Origin of the sequence: Zhaonella formicivorans, from assembly GCF_004353525.1 — a bacterium.
Classification (GTDB): domain Bacteria; phylum Bacillota; class DUOV01; order DUOV01; family Zhaonellaceae; genus Zhaonella; species Zhaonella formicivorans.
The window spans coordinates 1,835,282-1,850,784 of the sequence record NZ_CP085524.1; the positions used below are offsets into that span (position 1 = coordinate 1,835,282).

Below are 15,503 nucleotides of genomic sequence, written 5' to 3' on the forward strand. Positions count from 1 at the left end.
GTTTAACAAGTTGTCAACTTAAACTGGATTTTGCTGCTCCTACGGCAAGCGGTTCATTTTTTTTAGTTCAACAGCCACATTTTCCAGCCCTAAGGCCTTTAATGTTTCTTCTTTAGGCCAGCTGGTTGCCTTATCCCAGTTATGCAGCTCATAATATTCGTCAAGCATCCTGTCCAGCTTATCCTTTGTTAAGATTGCGCCCTCGCCTTTTCTTTCAGGTAATTCTTCATGCATCAGTCGGTAAGGCGCAGTATCCAATTCTCTGGTAGCACCTTCCCGGACATTGAAACATTTTTCCAATGTCACGATGCGGCGGCCTGCTTCCATCAACTCTTCTTCGCTCATGTCTATCCCAAAAGCCGCTGAGTAAAGCTTTGCCATTCTTTCCGGGGTAACACCATATAAAGCTGTGGAACTGAAGGCACAAAAACCTAAACAGTCTGTTGCCGCGTAGCAGTCCTCGTGCCAACGGACAATTTCCGCTCTTTTTTCAATAAGGTAAGGATTTGCATATTTTTCATCGCCGGTAATTTCTTTAATTACCGCCCGTGCTTCAGGGCTTAAGCCGAATTCAGCATAACATTCAGTGTGGAGGTGGTCCGCACCCCTTGGGTTTACAGCAAAAGCCAGCGCATATGCGTTTGAGGAGCGCGTCTCAACCCGCGACTGTTCCAGGCCTTTTACTTCAATTGCCCATTTCCAGGAATCTTGGCCTATTTTTTCGGCAGCTTTTTTAACACCCTCCGCCAGTACAGCGCCTAATCCTTCCCGGTAGGCAATTTGTCGGGTCAGCTGGACTACGGCCTCCCCATTGCCCCAGGACAAATCCATCCCTGCTTCTTCTTTGCTGATTACACCTTTTTCAAAACATTCCATGGCCCACTGAATGACCGCACCAACGGAAATAGTATCCATACCCAGGATATTGCACAGCTCGTTTGCCTTGAGCACTGCTTCAACTTCGTCTACACCACATCCAGCACCTAAAGCACTGAGGGTTTCATATTCCGGACCACCGGCGTAGGAGCCCGTGTACTTGCCTGCAGTAACCTCGTTATAGCGATGACAGCTAATCACACAGCCATTGCAGCCTACTTTCCTTTTTAATAGCCCCGAGTCTTCCAAGTAATTGCCGCTAAGCTTCTCAGCACCTTCAAAATGGCCTCTTTGGAAATTTTTTGTCGGGTAGGCCTTTATTTCGTTCACCGGAAGTGTGCTGCCTGAAGTTCCGAAGCGGTGCAGCCCGGCGGCTCCCGAATCGTTATAAACTGCTTCCCTGGTTTCAACTGCCACTTTTCCGAACTCTTCCGGACGGGCGTATTTTATGGCGCCGGAACCTTTTACTGCTACCGCCTTTAAATTTTTGGAACCCATGACCGCACCGGCCCCGCCCCTGGCCGCGGCATTGTAGATGGAACACATAATGGCGGCCATTTTAACCAGATTTTCGCCGGCAGGTCCAATGCAAGCTACCTGCAAATCAGGGATATTCTCTTTGGACTTTAATGTCTCAGTTGTTTCCCGGACATCCTTGCCCCATAGATCCGAAGCATCTTTGATTTCTACACGACTGTCTTTGATCAGAATATATACCGGTTTTGGACTTTTCCCATAGACCACCAGGTGATCAAACCCGGCAAAACGCAGTTCAGCACCCCAGTGGCCTCCTACGTTTGTTTTTAAATACAACCCGGTTGCAGGGCTCTTACAGGTGACGGTGGTCCTGCCGCTGCATGGTGCAGGCGTACCGCTTAAAGCCCCTGCTCCAAAGATCAATACATTATCTTCGCCCAAAGGATCAATACCTGGCTTGACATTATCCCAAAGGAGCTTTGCATTAATTCCCCTGGAACCGAGAAAAGCCTTCGATATTTTTTCCTGAATAGTCTCTGTCAAGATTTCACCTGTTGTTAAATTGACATGCAATATTTTCAATTGGTAGGACACCGGTTTCCCTCCCTCATTATTGGCTATTTGACGCCAGTTCGAGACAGCCCGGAAGCTTGCAGGCTTGAATACAAGCCGGGTCCCCTCCGCAGAGGTCGCACTTGGCCGCCACATTTTTGCTTGCTAAGAAAAACATTGCGCCATATGGGCAGGCATCGACACAAGCCTGACACCCAATACATTCTTCTTCCAGAACTATTAGAACACCATTTTTTTCATTTTCTACAATAGCACCAACAGGACATGCTTTTTGGCAGTGGGCTTCCTCACACTGATGGCATACTACAGGGAAACATTCTTCAACAGGCTCATTTTTCTTAATCTTTAATCGGGCCAAACTGTACCCCGATTCTCCCTCATGGGCAAAAGAGCAAGCCAGCATACACGCTTTACACCCGGTACAGTTGGCTGCATTTACAGAAATAAACTTGCTCATTTTTTCCCTCCTTTGAATATCAAGCTTTATTGAGCACTAATGTTCAAAGATGATTTAAACCCTTAACTGACATGTCATTAAATTCTAAGTAAGTTTCGACAATTGAAACAAATTATTCAGAGACAGCAAGACGTTCTAACAAGGGAATATATACAGGGTCTTTTTTCAAGTATTCAGATTGTACACGGGCTCCTGCTTTAAGCAGTCCCGCCAATTCCACAGCCCTTTTGGCCAAAGCGCGGCTGGCTTTTACAGCCACTAACGCATCAAACTTATTTTCCGCAACCTGTTTTTTAATTGCGTTCCGGTCAATGTCGTTATAAGTCCAACCGCCGGCGCCAATATAGGCTTCCCACATATCTCCTGTTACCGGCACACATCCCATAATTAATGCATGGTTGATCAGATCGGTGATTGTATGTTCTTGCCCTGAGAAAACGTGGGCCCCTTGCGCTATTGCCCCAATGACTTTCAGACTTTTTGGCAGGGTAACCGCTTCAGGCGAAAAGTTTTTGGAGTATCTGCCAAACAGACTGTTTCCTAACCGGTCTAAAGCCGCTTTTAATTGGGCAGGAATACCCATGTGATAAACCGGTACGGAGTAAAGGACTACATCGGCTTCAATCCATTTTTCAACAAACTCGTTAAAGTCATCTTTGATAATGCAGACCCCGCCATTATCAGCGCATTTTTGGCACATGACACAGGGAGCCAGTTTTTTGCCCCTTACCGAGTAATAGTCGGTAAAAACTTCAAATTGCGGTATACTTTTGGCAGCTTCCAATGCTTCTTCAAGTAAATACTTGCTGTTTCCATCCCTGGGACTGCCGCAAATTCCTAAAACTTTTAACAATGAATTTGCCTCCTTTAATTCAAATTACAAAAAATAATCCTCAGCCCCCAGTCCCTAGTCCCCAGTTTTTAGCCGAAATTACTGGTGACTGGCAACTGGTGACTTGACTGGCGACTGATGACTGAGGATTAACAGAAGCGCGTACAACTGAAAGCCAGAGGCTAAGCAGAAGGTACTCTAGTACATCAGCTTAAACCATATTCTTGACGAACAAACTTGTCGATCCTCTCTACTGCTTTCTTAATGTTGTCCTCAGAATTAGCAAAGGAGAACCTTAAGTAACCCTCACCCGCCTGACCAAATCCAGAACCGGGTACGGTAACAACCCTAGCTTTAGTTAAAAGGTCCATAGCAACTTCTTCTGAACTTCTGCCAAGTTGTTTAATGTTAGCAAAAAGGTAGAAAGTACCTTTTGGCAGCTTACAGGAAAAGCCCGGGACCTGTTGTAGTCCTTCCACCAATAGCTTCCTGCGCCGGTCGTAGCTGTTTATCATTTCCTGCACCTGCTCTCGTGAACTTTGCAGGGCTGTTATTGCTGCCTTTTGGGAAATGGAAGGGGCGCAAGCTACAATGCTTTCCTGCAGTTTAACCATCGGCTTTTGAATTTCAGATGGAACTACCGCATAACCTACGCGCCAACCAGTCATAGCGTAAGTCTTGGAAAAGCTGTTAATAATGACAGTCCGCTCTTTCATTCCGGGAAGGCTTGCAATGCTTACATGTTTTGTCCCGTCATAAACAATGCGGTCATACACCTCATCAGAGATCACCAGCAAATCATACTTGCGTACCAGTTCTGCTATATCTTCCAAATTCTCCCGGCTCATCACTGCGCCCGTTGGGTTGCAGGGTGAATTTATTAAAATAGCTTTAGTCCTGGCTGTGATTTTTCTTTCAATTTCTTCTGCTTTGAGATTAAAATCATCATCTTCATAAACCGGAACCGTAACCGGCTGTCCCCCGGCAAGCAGACAATGAGAGACATAATTGGACCATAAAGGTTCCTGTACAATGATTTCGTCTCCTGGGTTTATTACAGCCAGCATACTTAAGGAAAGCGCTCCCATGGCGCCGATAGTAACTATCACTTCGTTCTCCGGATCAACGAACTGGTTGATTAGTTCCTCCGTCTCTTTTGCTATCAGCTTCCTCAACTCAATGTATCCGGCGTTGTGGGTGTAGTGGGTTGCCCCTGCTTTAGCACCGAGCATTGATTCTTCGATTATATGTCCGGGTGTTGTAAAATCCGGTTCGCCTATTCCCAGGTTCACAACATCTTCCATACCCTGGGCAATGTTGAACATTTTACGTATGCTGGAAGCCGGTATTCCTGCTGCCCTTTCTGAAACAAACTTGTGCAAAATTATCACCTCTTTAGGAAGTCTCTGAAAAGCATCCAATCGCTTTAACCTAATCTCCAAAAATTTTGCTCATAACTCTTTCTCAAATGAGAATTTTCCTGCTTTTAGGACATACTTTTCATGTGTAAAATAATAGCAAGTTATTCAACCTCTGCTAAGTATCCAATTGCTTTAACCTTTATTCTAACAGCTCTTTGGGGCATATATGGCAACGGTACTTCCTCCACGTCGACCACCTTGACTGAACCGGGATCAGCTCCGGCGGAAACTGCTTTTTTTAAAGCTTGCTTTTGGGTCTGCTCCAACGCTTCTTCCCTTTTTACATCGCCCAGCGCCCATATCCTATCAACCTCGGCGCTAACTTGAGCTATTGCAGCGCCTAAAGCATTAGCATACTGATAATATCTTGGGCGAATTACCTCTACATCTCCGATTTTGTTCGGGAGAAGCAAACTGCCTCCGCCTACCACTACTATGGGGATTGGCCCCGGGCGTATCTTAATTTTCTCAACTGCCATTTCCACATCGAGCAATATCTTGTGCAGAACTTTTTCTCCAAATTTTGTATCGACATTCCGCAGGTTAGATAAATCAGCCCCGGGGTAACCCACATTATCTTGCCTGCAAGCTAAAAAAGCATCTGTAACGGTAAAAGTTGCTCCTCCCCAGGCCAGTCCATCGGTAGTTAATTTGTAACCTAAACTCCTGGGCCCGATTTTTAACACACCATCAACTTCTTCAACCACAGAGCCGCCACCAATAGCTAAAGAAATCAAATCAGGCATGCGAAAATTGGTTTTGACTTCCCCGAGCTCGACCGGATCCGCCGATTCTCTGGGAAAGCCATTAATCATAACTCCTATATCCGTTGAAGTGCCGCCAACATCCACCACTATGCAGTTAGTAAGACCACTTAAAAAGGCAGCTCCTCTTAAACTATTGCTTGGCCCGGAACAAATAGTAAGTACAGGAAACTTCTTGGCATATTCCAAGCTCATCAGGGTGCCGTCGTTCTGACTGAAAAATGTTTTTGCCTCTATACCCCGCAATCTTAACGCTTCTTCTAAACCATTAGCTGCTTCCGCCGCAACTTTGCTTATCGCAGCGTTAAGGGCCGCAGAGTTTTCCCTCTCCAACAGGCCTATACTTCCGACCTCATGGGACAAAGTAATAGGGAAAGCAGGACCGAAAATTTTTTGGGCTAGCTGTTTCACCCTGATTTCCTGCTCGTAGGATACCGGGGAAAAAATAGAACTTACCGCCAGTGCCTCTATTCCTTTTCTTTTAAAGTCATATAATACTTCGCTAATCTCTTCGGGGTTCACAGGACTTATTAAGGTACCATCATACTCCACCCCGCCGTTAACAATAGCCCAGTTATTGCCCACAGCATTTTTTAGTTCTTCAGGCCATGTATATAAGGGCTCTACTGCCAAACCGGCAGGGGCGCCCAACCTTAAAATCCCTATTTTAGCTAAATGACGGCTTTCCAAAATTGCATTTCGACACTGAGTTGTTCCCATCATCAGGTACTTTATTTCTTGCGGGTTTACCCCCGAGGAACTCAGCACCCGGTCCAACGCTCTGTAGATGCTTTCTCCTACATTTTTAGTGGTAGGAACTTTTTCCGCTCCTAAAACTCTACATTTATGATCGACAATAACTGCGTCAGTGTTAGTCCCGCCTACATCAACACCAATTTTAAGGGCCAAAACTCTCACCTCCTAACTGGCAAATTCAGGGGCGGTGTTGTAATAAGCGCTGTGTAAGATTTCTAATGGGACATAATCCAGCTCGTACCCGAAACATTTAGGTCCCCAGATATTTAAAGCTGCTTCAGTCCGCATGATTTCGGGCGTTGGAATTCCAAGCACCACTACCCGGTAGCCATACCGCAATTTTGTAGTGGGGAGGGGTATACCTGTAACTTCATCAAAAAACATAATAATGTCCGGTACAGTGGCTACTACTTTGCCGTCTATATAAGCAATTAAATTTTCATTTTGAAAACAAACTTCTAACGTCTGGCCACTGAAAGATTGAAACCCTTGCACACGAGTTTTGCCCTGCATAAACCCATTTACTACATTTCTTTTGATATCAGTAATCTTTCCGCTGAATAATTTAATTGCCCTACCATAAACAGAATTACTGGTGGTCTCTATAATGGCCTCAATGACATCTTGCTTGTTTTCCCGAGCCTCCCTGATTGCCCTTCCTAAACGCAAAGAAAAAGAAAGCGTATTAGGAATTGAAGCTTCCTTCAGTTCTTTTCCCGTCAAAGAGTATCCGGCGAAATAAGCTACACCGCCATACTCTACAGAAATGCTCCGGCATAACTTTTCCAGGAAGTAATTATCTTTTGTTTCCAGGACACAGCAATCGCTTTTTTCGTTAGTCATCACCATGGGACTACCTTTCAAACCGTAAATATGAAAGGACGTCATTTGCTGCTCGGGAAAAGCCCGGCCCATAGCATCTGCATCTATTACAGGTAAACCGGCCTGGGCGGCAACTACAAAAGGTACCGTCGAGTTAAAGCCACCGCATTCCGTGGTCATGACGCCATATGCCTTTTTCCCCAGATACTCCTCTAGCTTTTTCACAGACGCATAAGCCTCGTTACCCCTCGGGATCTTTTCCAGCAAAATAGTATCGGCGCCAATAATTGCAGTAGAAATCACCAGGGCATCATCGGGAACCTCAAGAGGATGAATTAATGAAATAGGTCCATATTTCCCAATGGCTTTTTTAGCCATCAGCAGCCCTAGATAGGGGTCACCGCCTCCTCCAGCCCCTAGTACAGCTGCACCCCATAATAAATCTTCAATTTCTTGCTCGCCGATCCTAATCATTTTGTTCCTCCTCTGATTTTGCACTTTTCATATAGCAAAAACCGTGCCATAATGGATAAGAAAAACAAAAAAGGGCTGAAAAAGCCCGGATGACCTACAATTACTAATATTTGAAAAATCACCGGTTAGAATTTTTTTGCAAGCTAATGTAAACTTTTCTCATGAACTTTTCTCATGTTGTGAGAAATTTATTTTTTGTAGCTTGCGGTATAAAGTAGCCAAACTTATACCCAAGGCGTTTGCAGCTTTCTTCTTCCCCTCTGTACTCCAACCAAATTCATTTAAAGCAGCTATTATTTTGTCGCTTTCGCCGCAGCTCTCTTTCAGCCTATCAGCAGTTTTATTCTCTTTGCTTTGTCTGCTCTCCAACGAATAGCTAGAATAGTGGCAATTCTGCAAATAAAAGGGCAGACTACATTTTTTTATTAGTTCTCCCGGCTGCATATTTACCATATATTCTACAACATTCTCCAATTCCCTCACGTTCCCGGGCCAATGATAGTTAAATAAACTGTTCAACACCTCGGCGGAAAGCCTTTTGGCAGGCTTACCCCTGAGGATAGTGTATTTTTTCAAGAAATGTTCCAGCAGCAGGTAGATGTCTTCTTTTCGCTCTCGTAACGGCGGAATATAAATCGGAATTACATTTAAACGGTAGAATAAATCCTCCCTGAATTTACCTGCTTCCATTAATTTTTCTAAATCTTGGTGTGTAGCTGCAATAACTCGGACATTTACTTTTACAGTGTTTAGGCCACCCACCCTTTCAAATTCCCGGTCCTGCAATACTCTAAGCAGTTTCACTTGCAGATTTAACGGCATATCCCCTACTTCATCCAGAAAGAGAGTTCCCCCGTTTGCCAGCTCAAATTTTCCTTTTTTACCACCCTTTAATGCCCCGGTAAAGGCCCCTTGCTCATATCCAAACAACTCACTTTCCAACAAATTTTCTGGGATAGCTGCACAATTGACAGCTACAAAGGGCTCTTTTTTGCGGTTGCTGGCAAAATGAATAGCCCTGGCAAAAAGTTCTTTTCCAGTCCCGGTTTCACCTCGCAAAAATACCGTGGAATCGCTGCAGCAGACATTTTTGGCCAGCTGTTTTACTTTTTCTAAGCCTGTACTTGTGCCAATAATACTGGCAAAGGTAACCTTATTAGCTTCAAAAGCTTGCTGCCCATTGTATTTCTCACGCCCAGCATGTCTAATAAACAAAACATAACCAATAGTTTGACCGACAGCAATCAGCTGTTGAGCAAAAAATTCCAGCCCGAAATATTTGTCAATAGTTATTGGGTTACTTCTAATTCCTTCTGATAATTTACTTTCATTTGCCGCCTCTTGAATCACTTTTAAAGGTATAGATAATATTTCTTCAATATCTTCTTCAAGCATTTCTTGAACACATAACCCAAGCAATTGCTCAGTACTCCGGTTAACAAACAAAATTTTACCCTGAAGATTAATTATCAAAATTGCCTGCTCAGTGGAGAGCAATACATCAGTGAGTGGATTTTGAGTTAAAACCATTTTGGCCAAATCATTTGACAAAACTATCCCTCCCGGATGTTCAGTTGCAGGTAGGAAAATAAACGATTCTCATTTCTCGCAATTCTCATCAAATTATAATTCTTTTTAAATGAGAAATTTCCTGCTTATAAATCTTTCTGTGCAAATTTATGTTGAACTCCAACGTAAAATAATGGAATATTTTTTGCCTTTAATCTGAATTTGGCAAATTCTTTTGGCCTATATGAAAATCGTTCTCTCCCCCCCAAAAAAAAACTGTTGACCTCACTAGTGTCAACAGCCTGCAATGCTTCGCAGTTTCAATTTTTTAAGTTTCAACAAGCAATTCTTCCATACTTTAAAGTTCCTGGCGTAAATTTTGCACCAACCGCACAGCCGCCTCCAGGCCTTCTTCATGCAGAGTTCTCACGACAGCACTCCCTACAATAATGCCGTCGCATAAGGGAGCCAACAACCTGGCCTGATTGGAGGTGCTAATGCCAAAACCTACTGCTAGAGGCAACTCCGTGGCAGCCCTTACGCTTTCCAGGTATTCCTTAATTCCAGGTGGCAAACCCTCCCTGGCCCCGGTTACTCCGGTCAGAGAAACACAATAGATAAAACCACTGGCTGCAGATGCTATCTTCGTTAGCCTTTCCTTTGTAGTGTTTGGCGCTACAAGGGGGATAGCAGCCAAACCCTTTTTATCTAATTCAGCTCTAATAGGTGCACTTTCTTCCCAGGGTAAATCAGGAATAATCAGTCCATCCCCGCCTGCTGCATTAAGATCGTCAGTTAATCTTTCCGGGCCGTATTGTAAAAGCGGATTGTAGTAACTCATTAGCACCAGGGGGACCTGCACCTGGGCCCGCAAATCCTTTACCAGGTCCAGTATCTTCACCAAGTTTGTCCCGGAAACCAGGGCCCGCTGGCTGGCAGCCTGGATAACGGGGCCGTCTGCCACCGGGTCAGAAAAAGGCACCCCTAATTCTATAATATCTGCCCCTGCTGCCGCCAGTTCCTTGACAGCTGCTGCCGTAATGTCCAGTGAGGGATCCCCGGCGCAGAGGTAAACAATCAGACATCTACGCCCCTCTTCCTTTCTTTTGGCAAAAGCTGCTCTTAGCCTACGAACACCCATAATCCGCACCTCTCCCTTGAAGAATAGCCGCCACTTGCTGCACATCTTTGTCCCCGCGACCGGAAAGATTGACAACCATTACTTCATCACGTGGCAACTGAGGAGCCATTTTTACGGCTAAAGCAACCGCATGGGCACTTTCCAGGGCCGGTATGATGCCTTCTGTTTGACTTAGTAATTGAAAAGCCTCTAAAGCTTCTCGATCGGTAATACCGCTGTAGTTCACCCTACCGCTGTCTTTCAGGTAGCTGTGTTCAGGGCCAACTGCCGGGTGATCAAGCCCCGCGGAGACCGAATAAGCCACCTGGACTTGGCCATCTTCGTTTTGCAAAAGATAACTATAAGCACCTTGCAGTACCCCGGGCCGCCCGGCTGTTAACGAAGCGGCATGCTGCATAGTATTCAACCCCAGTCCGGCTGCTTCAGCCCCCCACATTTTTACCTCCTGATCATCTATGAAAGGATAAAAAAGCCCTATGGCATTGCTGCCGCCTCCCACACAAGCGATGAGGTGATCAGGCATTCGTCCGGCTGCCGCCAGTATTTGCTGCCGTACTTCCCGTCCGATAACGGACTGAAAATCTCTTACCATCATGGGGTAAGGATGGGGTCCAACTACTGAACCCAGGAGGTAATAGGTTGTGCTGACGTTGCTAACCCAATCCCGCAGGGCCTCATTTATAGCATCCTTTAAGGTGGCGCTGCCGCCAGCTACCGGGTTTACCCGGGCTCCCAACAATTCCATACGAAACACATTGAGGGCCTGGCGCCTGGTATCTTCTGCTCCCATATAAATTTCACATTCTATGCCCAGCAGCGCCGCTACAGTAGCTGTTGCAACTCCGTGTTGGCCGGCTCCCGTTTCGGCTATCAAACGTTGTTTACCCATGCGCCGGGCTAGTAAAGCCTGGCCAAGGACGTTATTCAGCTTATGGGATCCGGTGTGGTTTAAATCTTCACGTTTAAAATAGATCCGGGCGCCGCCAAGGTACTTGGTAAGATTGGCTGCGTAATACAAAGGTGTTGGCCGACCGGCGTAATGTTCCAGGTAATAATCTAAATCCCTTCGAAAGGTATCATCATGTCTGGCCTCTTGGTAAGCCTGCTCCAACTCTTCCAGGGCTGGCATGAGGGTTTCAGGTACAAAACGCCCGCCGTAGGCACCAAAATAACCCCGGTCATCTGGTAGACTCATATACATATTCTCCTCTCACCATCTTCATACTCTGAAAATAGCTCGCTTCCAGGTATTTCAATCCCATACTGGTAAAGTTAGGGTATCGATCAGGGTCCATTGTCAACTAATAAGGTCCCGTATTTATAATTGCGCCGCGTGTTTCATAAATTGGTTGACCTTTTCGGGGTCTTTCCTGCCCGGTGTTTCCTCCACACCGGTTAGTACATCTACGGCGTAAGGTTTGCATTCTGCGATGATTTGGCAAATGTTAGCCGGATTGAGCCCGCCCGCCAAAACTAATGGCAGAGAGACCGCTTCACTTATTTCCTTAAATACTCCCCGGTCCACCTGAATTCCCGTACCTCCCGGTCGGACGGCTGTATAGGAGTCAACCAGGATTGCCGCAATTTTGGTTTCGGAAAGCGCCTTAGCAGCAGCTACAGGATTAGCAATTTCAAAGTCACACTTTCCTTCATTGTTTACCCGCAAAGCCTTTATGGCCTTTATCCCCATCCGGTCCAACCGGCAGGCAATTTCTTTGACATCGGCCAATGTTTCCTTATAGTGGAGCTGTACAATGTCAGGGCGGATGGTATTTGCTAACTCAACGATTTTCTCAGGCGGGCCTCCGGTTACCACAACGGAGTTTACAAAAGGAGGCACTTTATTAATGAGGTCCCGGGCCTTGCTTGGGGTTAAATTCCACGGTACAGGGACGGGGTAATCTACCACAAAGCCTACCGCATGGACTCCAGCCCTTACGCATAAATCCACATCGGCAGGGTCCATTAGACCACAAATCTTTACCCTTGTCATTAGTGTTACCCCGGGAATTGGGTTAGCACCCGGTACATCCGTACGGGATCGGGGGCCTGAAGGATAGCCGTCCCCACCAGTACAGCATGAGCACCGGCAGCTATTGCCCGCTGCGCATCTTCAGGGGATTGGATTGAGCTTTCACTCACGATAAATACCCCTGGCCGGACAATTTTAACTAAGCTCTCTGTGATAGTTACGTCTCCGTTATCCCTTTCCAGATCCAGAATATTGCGGTTGTTAATACCTACAATTGTAACCCCCAGCTCATTGGCTAATTTTATTTCAGACTCGTTGTGGGCTTCTACCAACGGCTCAAGGCCTAAAGCCAGCGCTGCCTCAAAAAGCATTTGCAGTTTTGGTGGTTCCATGATGGAGGCGATTAGGAGGACAGCACTGGCTCCCATATCCTTGCTTTCTTTCAATTGTTCCTCTCTGGTAATAAAATCCTTACGCAAGATAGGCAATGAGGTTTTTAGGGCGAGCCGTTGCAGCAGTTCGAGAGAACCCCCGAAATGCAGGGGCTCTGTTACCACGGAAAGTACTGCTGCACCCGCATTGGTTAACTGTTCTGCTATGGCGATTGGATCACGTCCCTTAAGCAGGTCGCCTTCTTTAGGCGACCTGCACTTGATGTCAGGGATTACAGGAATTTTATTCTGCTCTTGCTGATTCTTTAGCGCAGCGGAAAATTTTTTGTCAACTGCACACATATTCTCACTCTTTCCAGGCACCTTTTAAGCTGCCGATTTAAACTTTTGAGAAGCAGTTACCAACTCCGCCAGTTTAGCTTCGGCCGCTCCGCTATCTATGATTTCAGCGGCCAATTGTACACCTTCCGCCAATGAGGAGGCTTTACCTCCTACCAACAAAGCACCGGCTGCGTTAAGAATTACTGCATCCCGCCGGGGGCCGCGGTCCTTGCCGGTAAAGATATCTAAGATAAAGCGGGCGTTTTGTTCCGGTGTTCCCGTAGCTATATCTGCAAGGGTGCAGCGTGAAAGGCCAAAATCCTCGGGTGATATTTCATAGGATTTAATGCTGCCATTATGAATTTCATTAATCCTGGTCTTACCCAAGAGGGATATTTCATCTAAACCATCCAGGCCGTGAACAATCAGTCCATGCTTATAACCTAACGCCAAGGCTACCTCAGAAACTACATCCAGTAGCTCAGGTGTATAAACACCTAAGATATGCCGGTTGGCCATGGCGGGGTTGATCAAAGGTCCAATTATGGTGTAGAAGATAGTCTTTATACCCAAGGCTTGTTCCGGGGGAAGTACTTTATGCATTACTGGGTGGAAGAGAGGTGCATAGATAAAACCGATGCCCACTTGTTCAATAAGCTTCTCCACTGCGCCGGGGGAAAGGTTAATTTCAACGCCCAGGGCCTCTAATACGTCGGCACTTCCGGAAAGGCTGGAGATAGAGCGGCTGCCATGTTTTGCCACCGGTATGCCGGCAGCAGCAGCAACAAAGGCTACAGCGGTGGAGATGTTAAATGTGCTTAGTCCTCCGCCGGTACCGCAAGTATCGATGAGTTCCCCTTTGACTTTGGGATTGATCCGTTCACAGTTATCACGCATTGCGCGGGCAATAGCGGTAATCTCCGTAATAGTAGGTCCCTTCATTAAGAGGGAAACCAGAAATCCTGCTATCTGTACATCGCTAAATTCCCCTCGTTTAATGGCCGGAATTATCTGAAAAGCTTCGTCTTCTGTAAGGTTTTCTCTTGCGGTTAACTTCTTTAAAATATCTTTTACCAATTTTCTCGCTCCTTTTTAAAATACACAAATACTTAATATAGATCTCAGTTTTCCTCTACTATGCTTAACTCATCTCAACTGCTCACCCCAGCTCACCCTATATTGTGTGTTTTAATTGAGTCAAGAAAAATAGGATAAAAATAAAACCAGAGCTCAAGTAAGCCCTGGTGTAATACCTTTAACCAAGCTCAACTTAAAGCTAACCTCTCACTCAACTCAACTCTTCTCAACTCAATTACTATTAAGTTTTAAACTATTATACTGCCATATTTATACCCTGTCAATAAGTTGTCAGAGGTTTTGCAGTCGGTAATTGGAATTTATTGGTCTAAGTTCCATCTCTTTAAGAAAGTGGTATAATTATTTTAGAAAAGGGGATGTTTCCGTCCCGCCTACATGATTTGTCGTAGGCTTCAAAATCCTTTTTATTCAACTTCTAAAGGAGTGAGTGTTTCCCATGGAAGAAATGCTTAACCAAATACTAACTGAACTTAAGTTAGTGAAAACAGACATTGAGTCAATGAAGTCAGACATTGTATCTATGAAATCAGACATTGGAGAGCTAAAGCAAGGGCAGGCAAAACTCGAACAAGGACAGGCAAAACTCGAGCAAAGACAGGCAAAACTCGAGCAAGGACAGGCAAAACTCGAGCAAGGACAGGCAAAACTCGAACAAGGACAGGCAAAACTCGAACAAGGACAGGCAAAACTCGAACAAGGACAGGCAAAACTCGAGCAAGGACAGGCAAAACTCGAGCAAGGACAGGCAAAACTCGAGCAAGGACAGGCAAAACTCGAGCAAGGACAGGCAAAACTCGAGCAAGGACAGGCAAAACTCGAGCAAGGACAGGCAAAACTCGAGCAAGGACAGGCAAAACTCGAGCAAGGACAGGCAAAACTCGAGCAAGGACAGCAAGACATTGTAAGCCGCTTAGATAAAATAGAAGCCAAGCTCGACGATATTGAAACTAAAAATGCCAACAACCATGTAGTTCTTCTTACAGAAATTAAAAATATTCAAAAAGACTTGAACGCCATAGAAATCATAACCGGCAAAAACATGCAGGATATCGCCCACCTGAAAGCAATCAAGTAAATATAGTACTAACGGTTTTTGGCTTTCAAAGCCTTTTTATTTCAACCCGCGACCGAACAATTGTCCGCATGTTTCCATTGAGGGTGGAGCCATAAATATATTAAGTAAGCTCTAAAAAATAGTAAACAAATGCGGTACCTCTGATCCTTTTCAGCAGGAAAGAAAAAACCGCTATCCCTTGAGAATAGTGGTTTTTCCTGGTGGGCACGGCAGGGATTGAACCTGCGACCTCTTGAATGTGAGTCAAGCGCTCTCCCACTGAGCTACGCGCCCGTATTGAAATTTAAATCTGGTGGACGTGAAGGGACTTGAACCCTCGACCTTCTGAATGCGAACCAGATGCTCTCCCAGCTGAGCTACACGCCCATCTTAGCATGTCGTCCAAAAATAGTCAGTGATTAGCCCTTAGTAGTTAGTAAAAGCATGCTCAAATAATAATCTTATTAGCATCCTGACTAATTAAATTATATTCATAATGATTTTGACAGTCAAGCCAGCAGGGTCAGGCAGCTTTATTTTTTCAAAGCTAACCTGACCCGCACT

13 protein-coding genes and 2 tRNA genes are annotated in these 15,503 nt (G+C 45.4%); 1 reads left to right on the top strand and 14 read right to left on the bottom strand.

The window, feature by feature from the left end; genetic code table 11:
• Positions 1-39: 39 nt before the first annotated feature.
• From EYS13_RS09080 to trpD, 12 genes are all read right to left on the bottom strand, one after another.
• The gene (locus EYS13_RS09080; protein ID WP_227761924.1) at positions 40-1,947 is read right to left on the bottom strand and encodes an aldehyde ferredoxin oxidoreductase family protein; all 1,908 of its coding nucleotides are present in this window, start codon (positions 1,945-1,947) and stop codon (positions 40-42) included.
• A gap of 16 nt (positions 1,948-1,963) precedes the next feature.
• Positions 1,964-2,383, bottom strand: coding sequence for a 4Fe-4S dicluster domain-containing protein (locus tag EYS13_RS09085; RefSeq protein ID WP_227761926.1), 420 nt, complete (start codon positions 2,381-2,383; stop codon positions 1,964-1,966).
• 112 nt (positions 2,384-2,495) lie between these two features.
• Positions 2,496-3,236: a flavodoxin family protein gene (locus tag EYS13_RS09090; protein ID WP_227761928.1), complete on the bottom strand. Its 741-nt coding sequence runs from the start codon at positions 3,234-3,236 to the stop codon at positions 2,496-2,498.
• A gap of 185 nt (positions 3,237-3,421) precedes the next feature.
• Positions 3,422-4,597 carry a pyridoxal phosphate-dependent aminotransferase gene (locus EYS13_RS09095; RefSeq protein WP_227761930.1) on the bottom strand — a complete coding sequence of 392 codons (1,176 nt, stop codon included), beginning with the start codon at positions 4,595-4,597 and terminating at the stop codon, positions 3,422-3,424.
• Positions 4,598-4,737: 140 nt separating this feature from the next.
• Positions 4,738-6,309, bottom strand: a complete 1,572-nt coding sequence (locus tag EYS13_RS09100; RefSeq protein WP_227761931.1) for a hydantoinase/oxoprolinase N-terminal domain-containing protein — start codon at positions 6,307-6,309, stop codon at positions 4,738-4,740.
• Positions 6,310-6,321: 12 nt separating this feature from the next.
• Positions 6,322-7,452, bottom strand: a complete 1,131-nt coding sequence (locus EYS13_RS09105; protein WP_227761932.1) for an S-methyl thiohydantoin desulfurase family protein — start codon at positions 7,450-7,452, stop codon at positions 6,322-6,324.
• 159 nt (positions 7,453-7,611) lie between these two features.
• On the bottom strand, positions 7,612-9,003 hold the full coding sequence (locus EYS13_RS09110) for a sigma-54 interaction domain-containing protein (RefSeq protein ID WP_227761933.1): 1,392 nt from the start codon (positions 9,001-9,003) through the stop codon (positions 7,612-7,614).
• 316 nt (positions 9,004-9,319) lie between these two features.
• Entirely contained in the window at positions 9,320-10,102 is a 783-nt protein-coding gene (trpA, locus tag EYS13_RS09115) for a tryptophan synthase subunit alpha (protein WP_227761934.1), read from the bottom strand.
• Positions 10,089-11,297 carry a tryptophan synthase subunit beta gene (gene trpB / locus EYS13_RS09120; RefSeq protein ID WP_227761935.1) on the bottom strand — a complete coding sequence of 403 codons (1,209 nt, stop codon included), beginning with the start codon at positions 11,295-11,297 and terminating at the stop codon, positions 10,089-10,091. Before trpB ends, trpA begins: the two co-directional genes overlap by 14 nt.
• A gap of 123 nt (positions 11,298-11,420) precedes the next feature.
• Positions 11,421-12,095 (bottom strand): phosphoribosylanthranilate isomerase, encoded by a 675-nt coding sequence (locus EYS13_RS09125; RefSeq protein WP_227761937.1) that lies wholly within the window; start codon positions 12,093-12,095, stop codon positions 11,421-11,423.
• A gap of 5 nt (positions 12,096-12,100) precedes the next feature.
• On the bottom strand, positions 12,101-12,808 hold the full coding sequence (locus EYS13_RS09130) for an indole-3-glycerol-phosphate synthase (protein ID WP_227761940.1): 708 nt from the start codon (positions 12,806-12,808) through the stop codon (positions 12,101-12,103).
• A gap of 24 nt (positions 12,809-12,832) precedes the next feature.
• Positions 12,833-13,864 (bottom strand): anthranilate phosphoribosyltransferase, encoded by a 1,032-nt coding sequence (gene trpD / locus EYS13_RS09135; protein WP_227761942.1) that lies wholly within the window; start codon positions 13,862-13,864, stop codon positions 12,833-12,835.
• Between the two features lie 457 nt (positions 13,865-14,321).
• Here trpD and EYS13_RS09140 point away from each other — a divergent pair, with 457 nt between their 5' ends.
• Complete coding sequence (locus tag EYS13_RS09140; RefSeq protein ID WP_227761944.1) at positions 14,322-14,960, top strand: hypothetical protein; 639 nt, start codon at positions 14,322-14,324, stop codon at positions 14,958-14,960.
• A gap of 198 nt (positions 14,961-15,158) precedes the next feature.
• On the opposite strand, the gene EYS13_RS09145 is transcribed toward EYS13_RS09140, so the two are convergent.
• Both EYS13_RS09145 and EYS13_RS09150 read right to left on the bottom strand, forming a co-directional pair.
• Positions 15,159-15,233: transfer RNA gene (locus EYS13_RS09145), tRNA-Val, on the bottom strand.
• A 17-nt stretch (positions 15,234-15,250) separates the two neighbouring features.
• A tRNA-Ala gene (locus EYS13_RS09150) sits at positions 15,251-15,326 on the bottom strand.
• Positions 15,327-15,503 lie beyond the last annotated feature (177 nt).

What these genes read in the sequence shown, in the direction of transcription:
- EYS13_RS09130 (WP_227761940.1), bottom strand. Translation starts at nt 12,808, where the DNA reads ATGTGTGCAGTTGACAAAAAATTTTCCGCTGCGCTAAAGAATCAGCAA.
- EYS13_RS09125 (WP_227761937.1), bottom strand. Translation starts at nt 12,095, where the DNA reads ATGACAAGGGTAAAGATTTGTGGTCTAATGGACCCTGCCGATGTGGAT.
- trpA (WP_227761934.1), bottom strand. Translation starts at nt 10,102, where the DNA reads ATGGGTGTTCGTAGGCTAAGAGCAGCTTTTGCCAAAAGAAAGGAAGAG.
- EYS13_RS09105 (WP_227761932.1), bottom strand. Translation starts at nt 7,452, where the DNA reads ATGATTAGGATCGGCGAGCAAGAAATTGAAGATTTATTATGGGGTGCA.
- EYS13_RS09140 (WP_227761944.1), top strand. Translation starts at nt 14,322, where the DNA reads ATGGAAGAAATGCTTAACCAAATACTAACTGAACTTAAGTTAGTGAAA.
- EYS13_RS09085 (WP_227761926.1), bottom strand. Translation starts at nt 2,383, where the DNA reads ATGAGCAAGTTTATTTCTGTAAATGCAGCCAACTGTACCGGGTGTAAA.
- trpB (WP_227761935.1), bottom strand. Translation starts at nt 11,297, where the DNA reads ATGAGTCTACCAGATGACCGGGGTTATTTTGGTGCCTACGGCGGGCGT.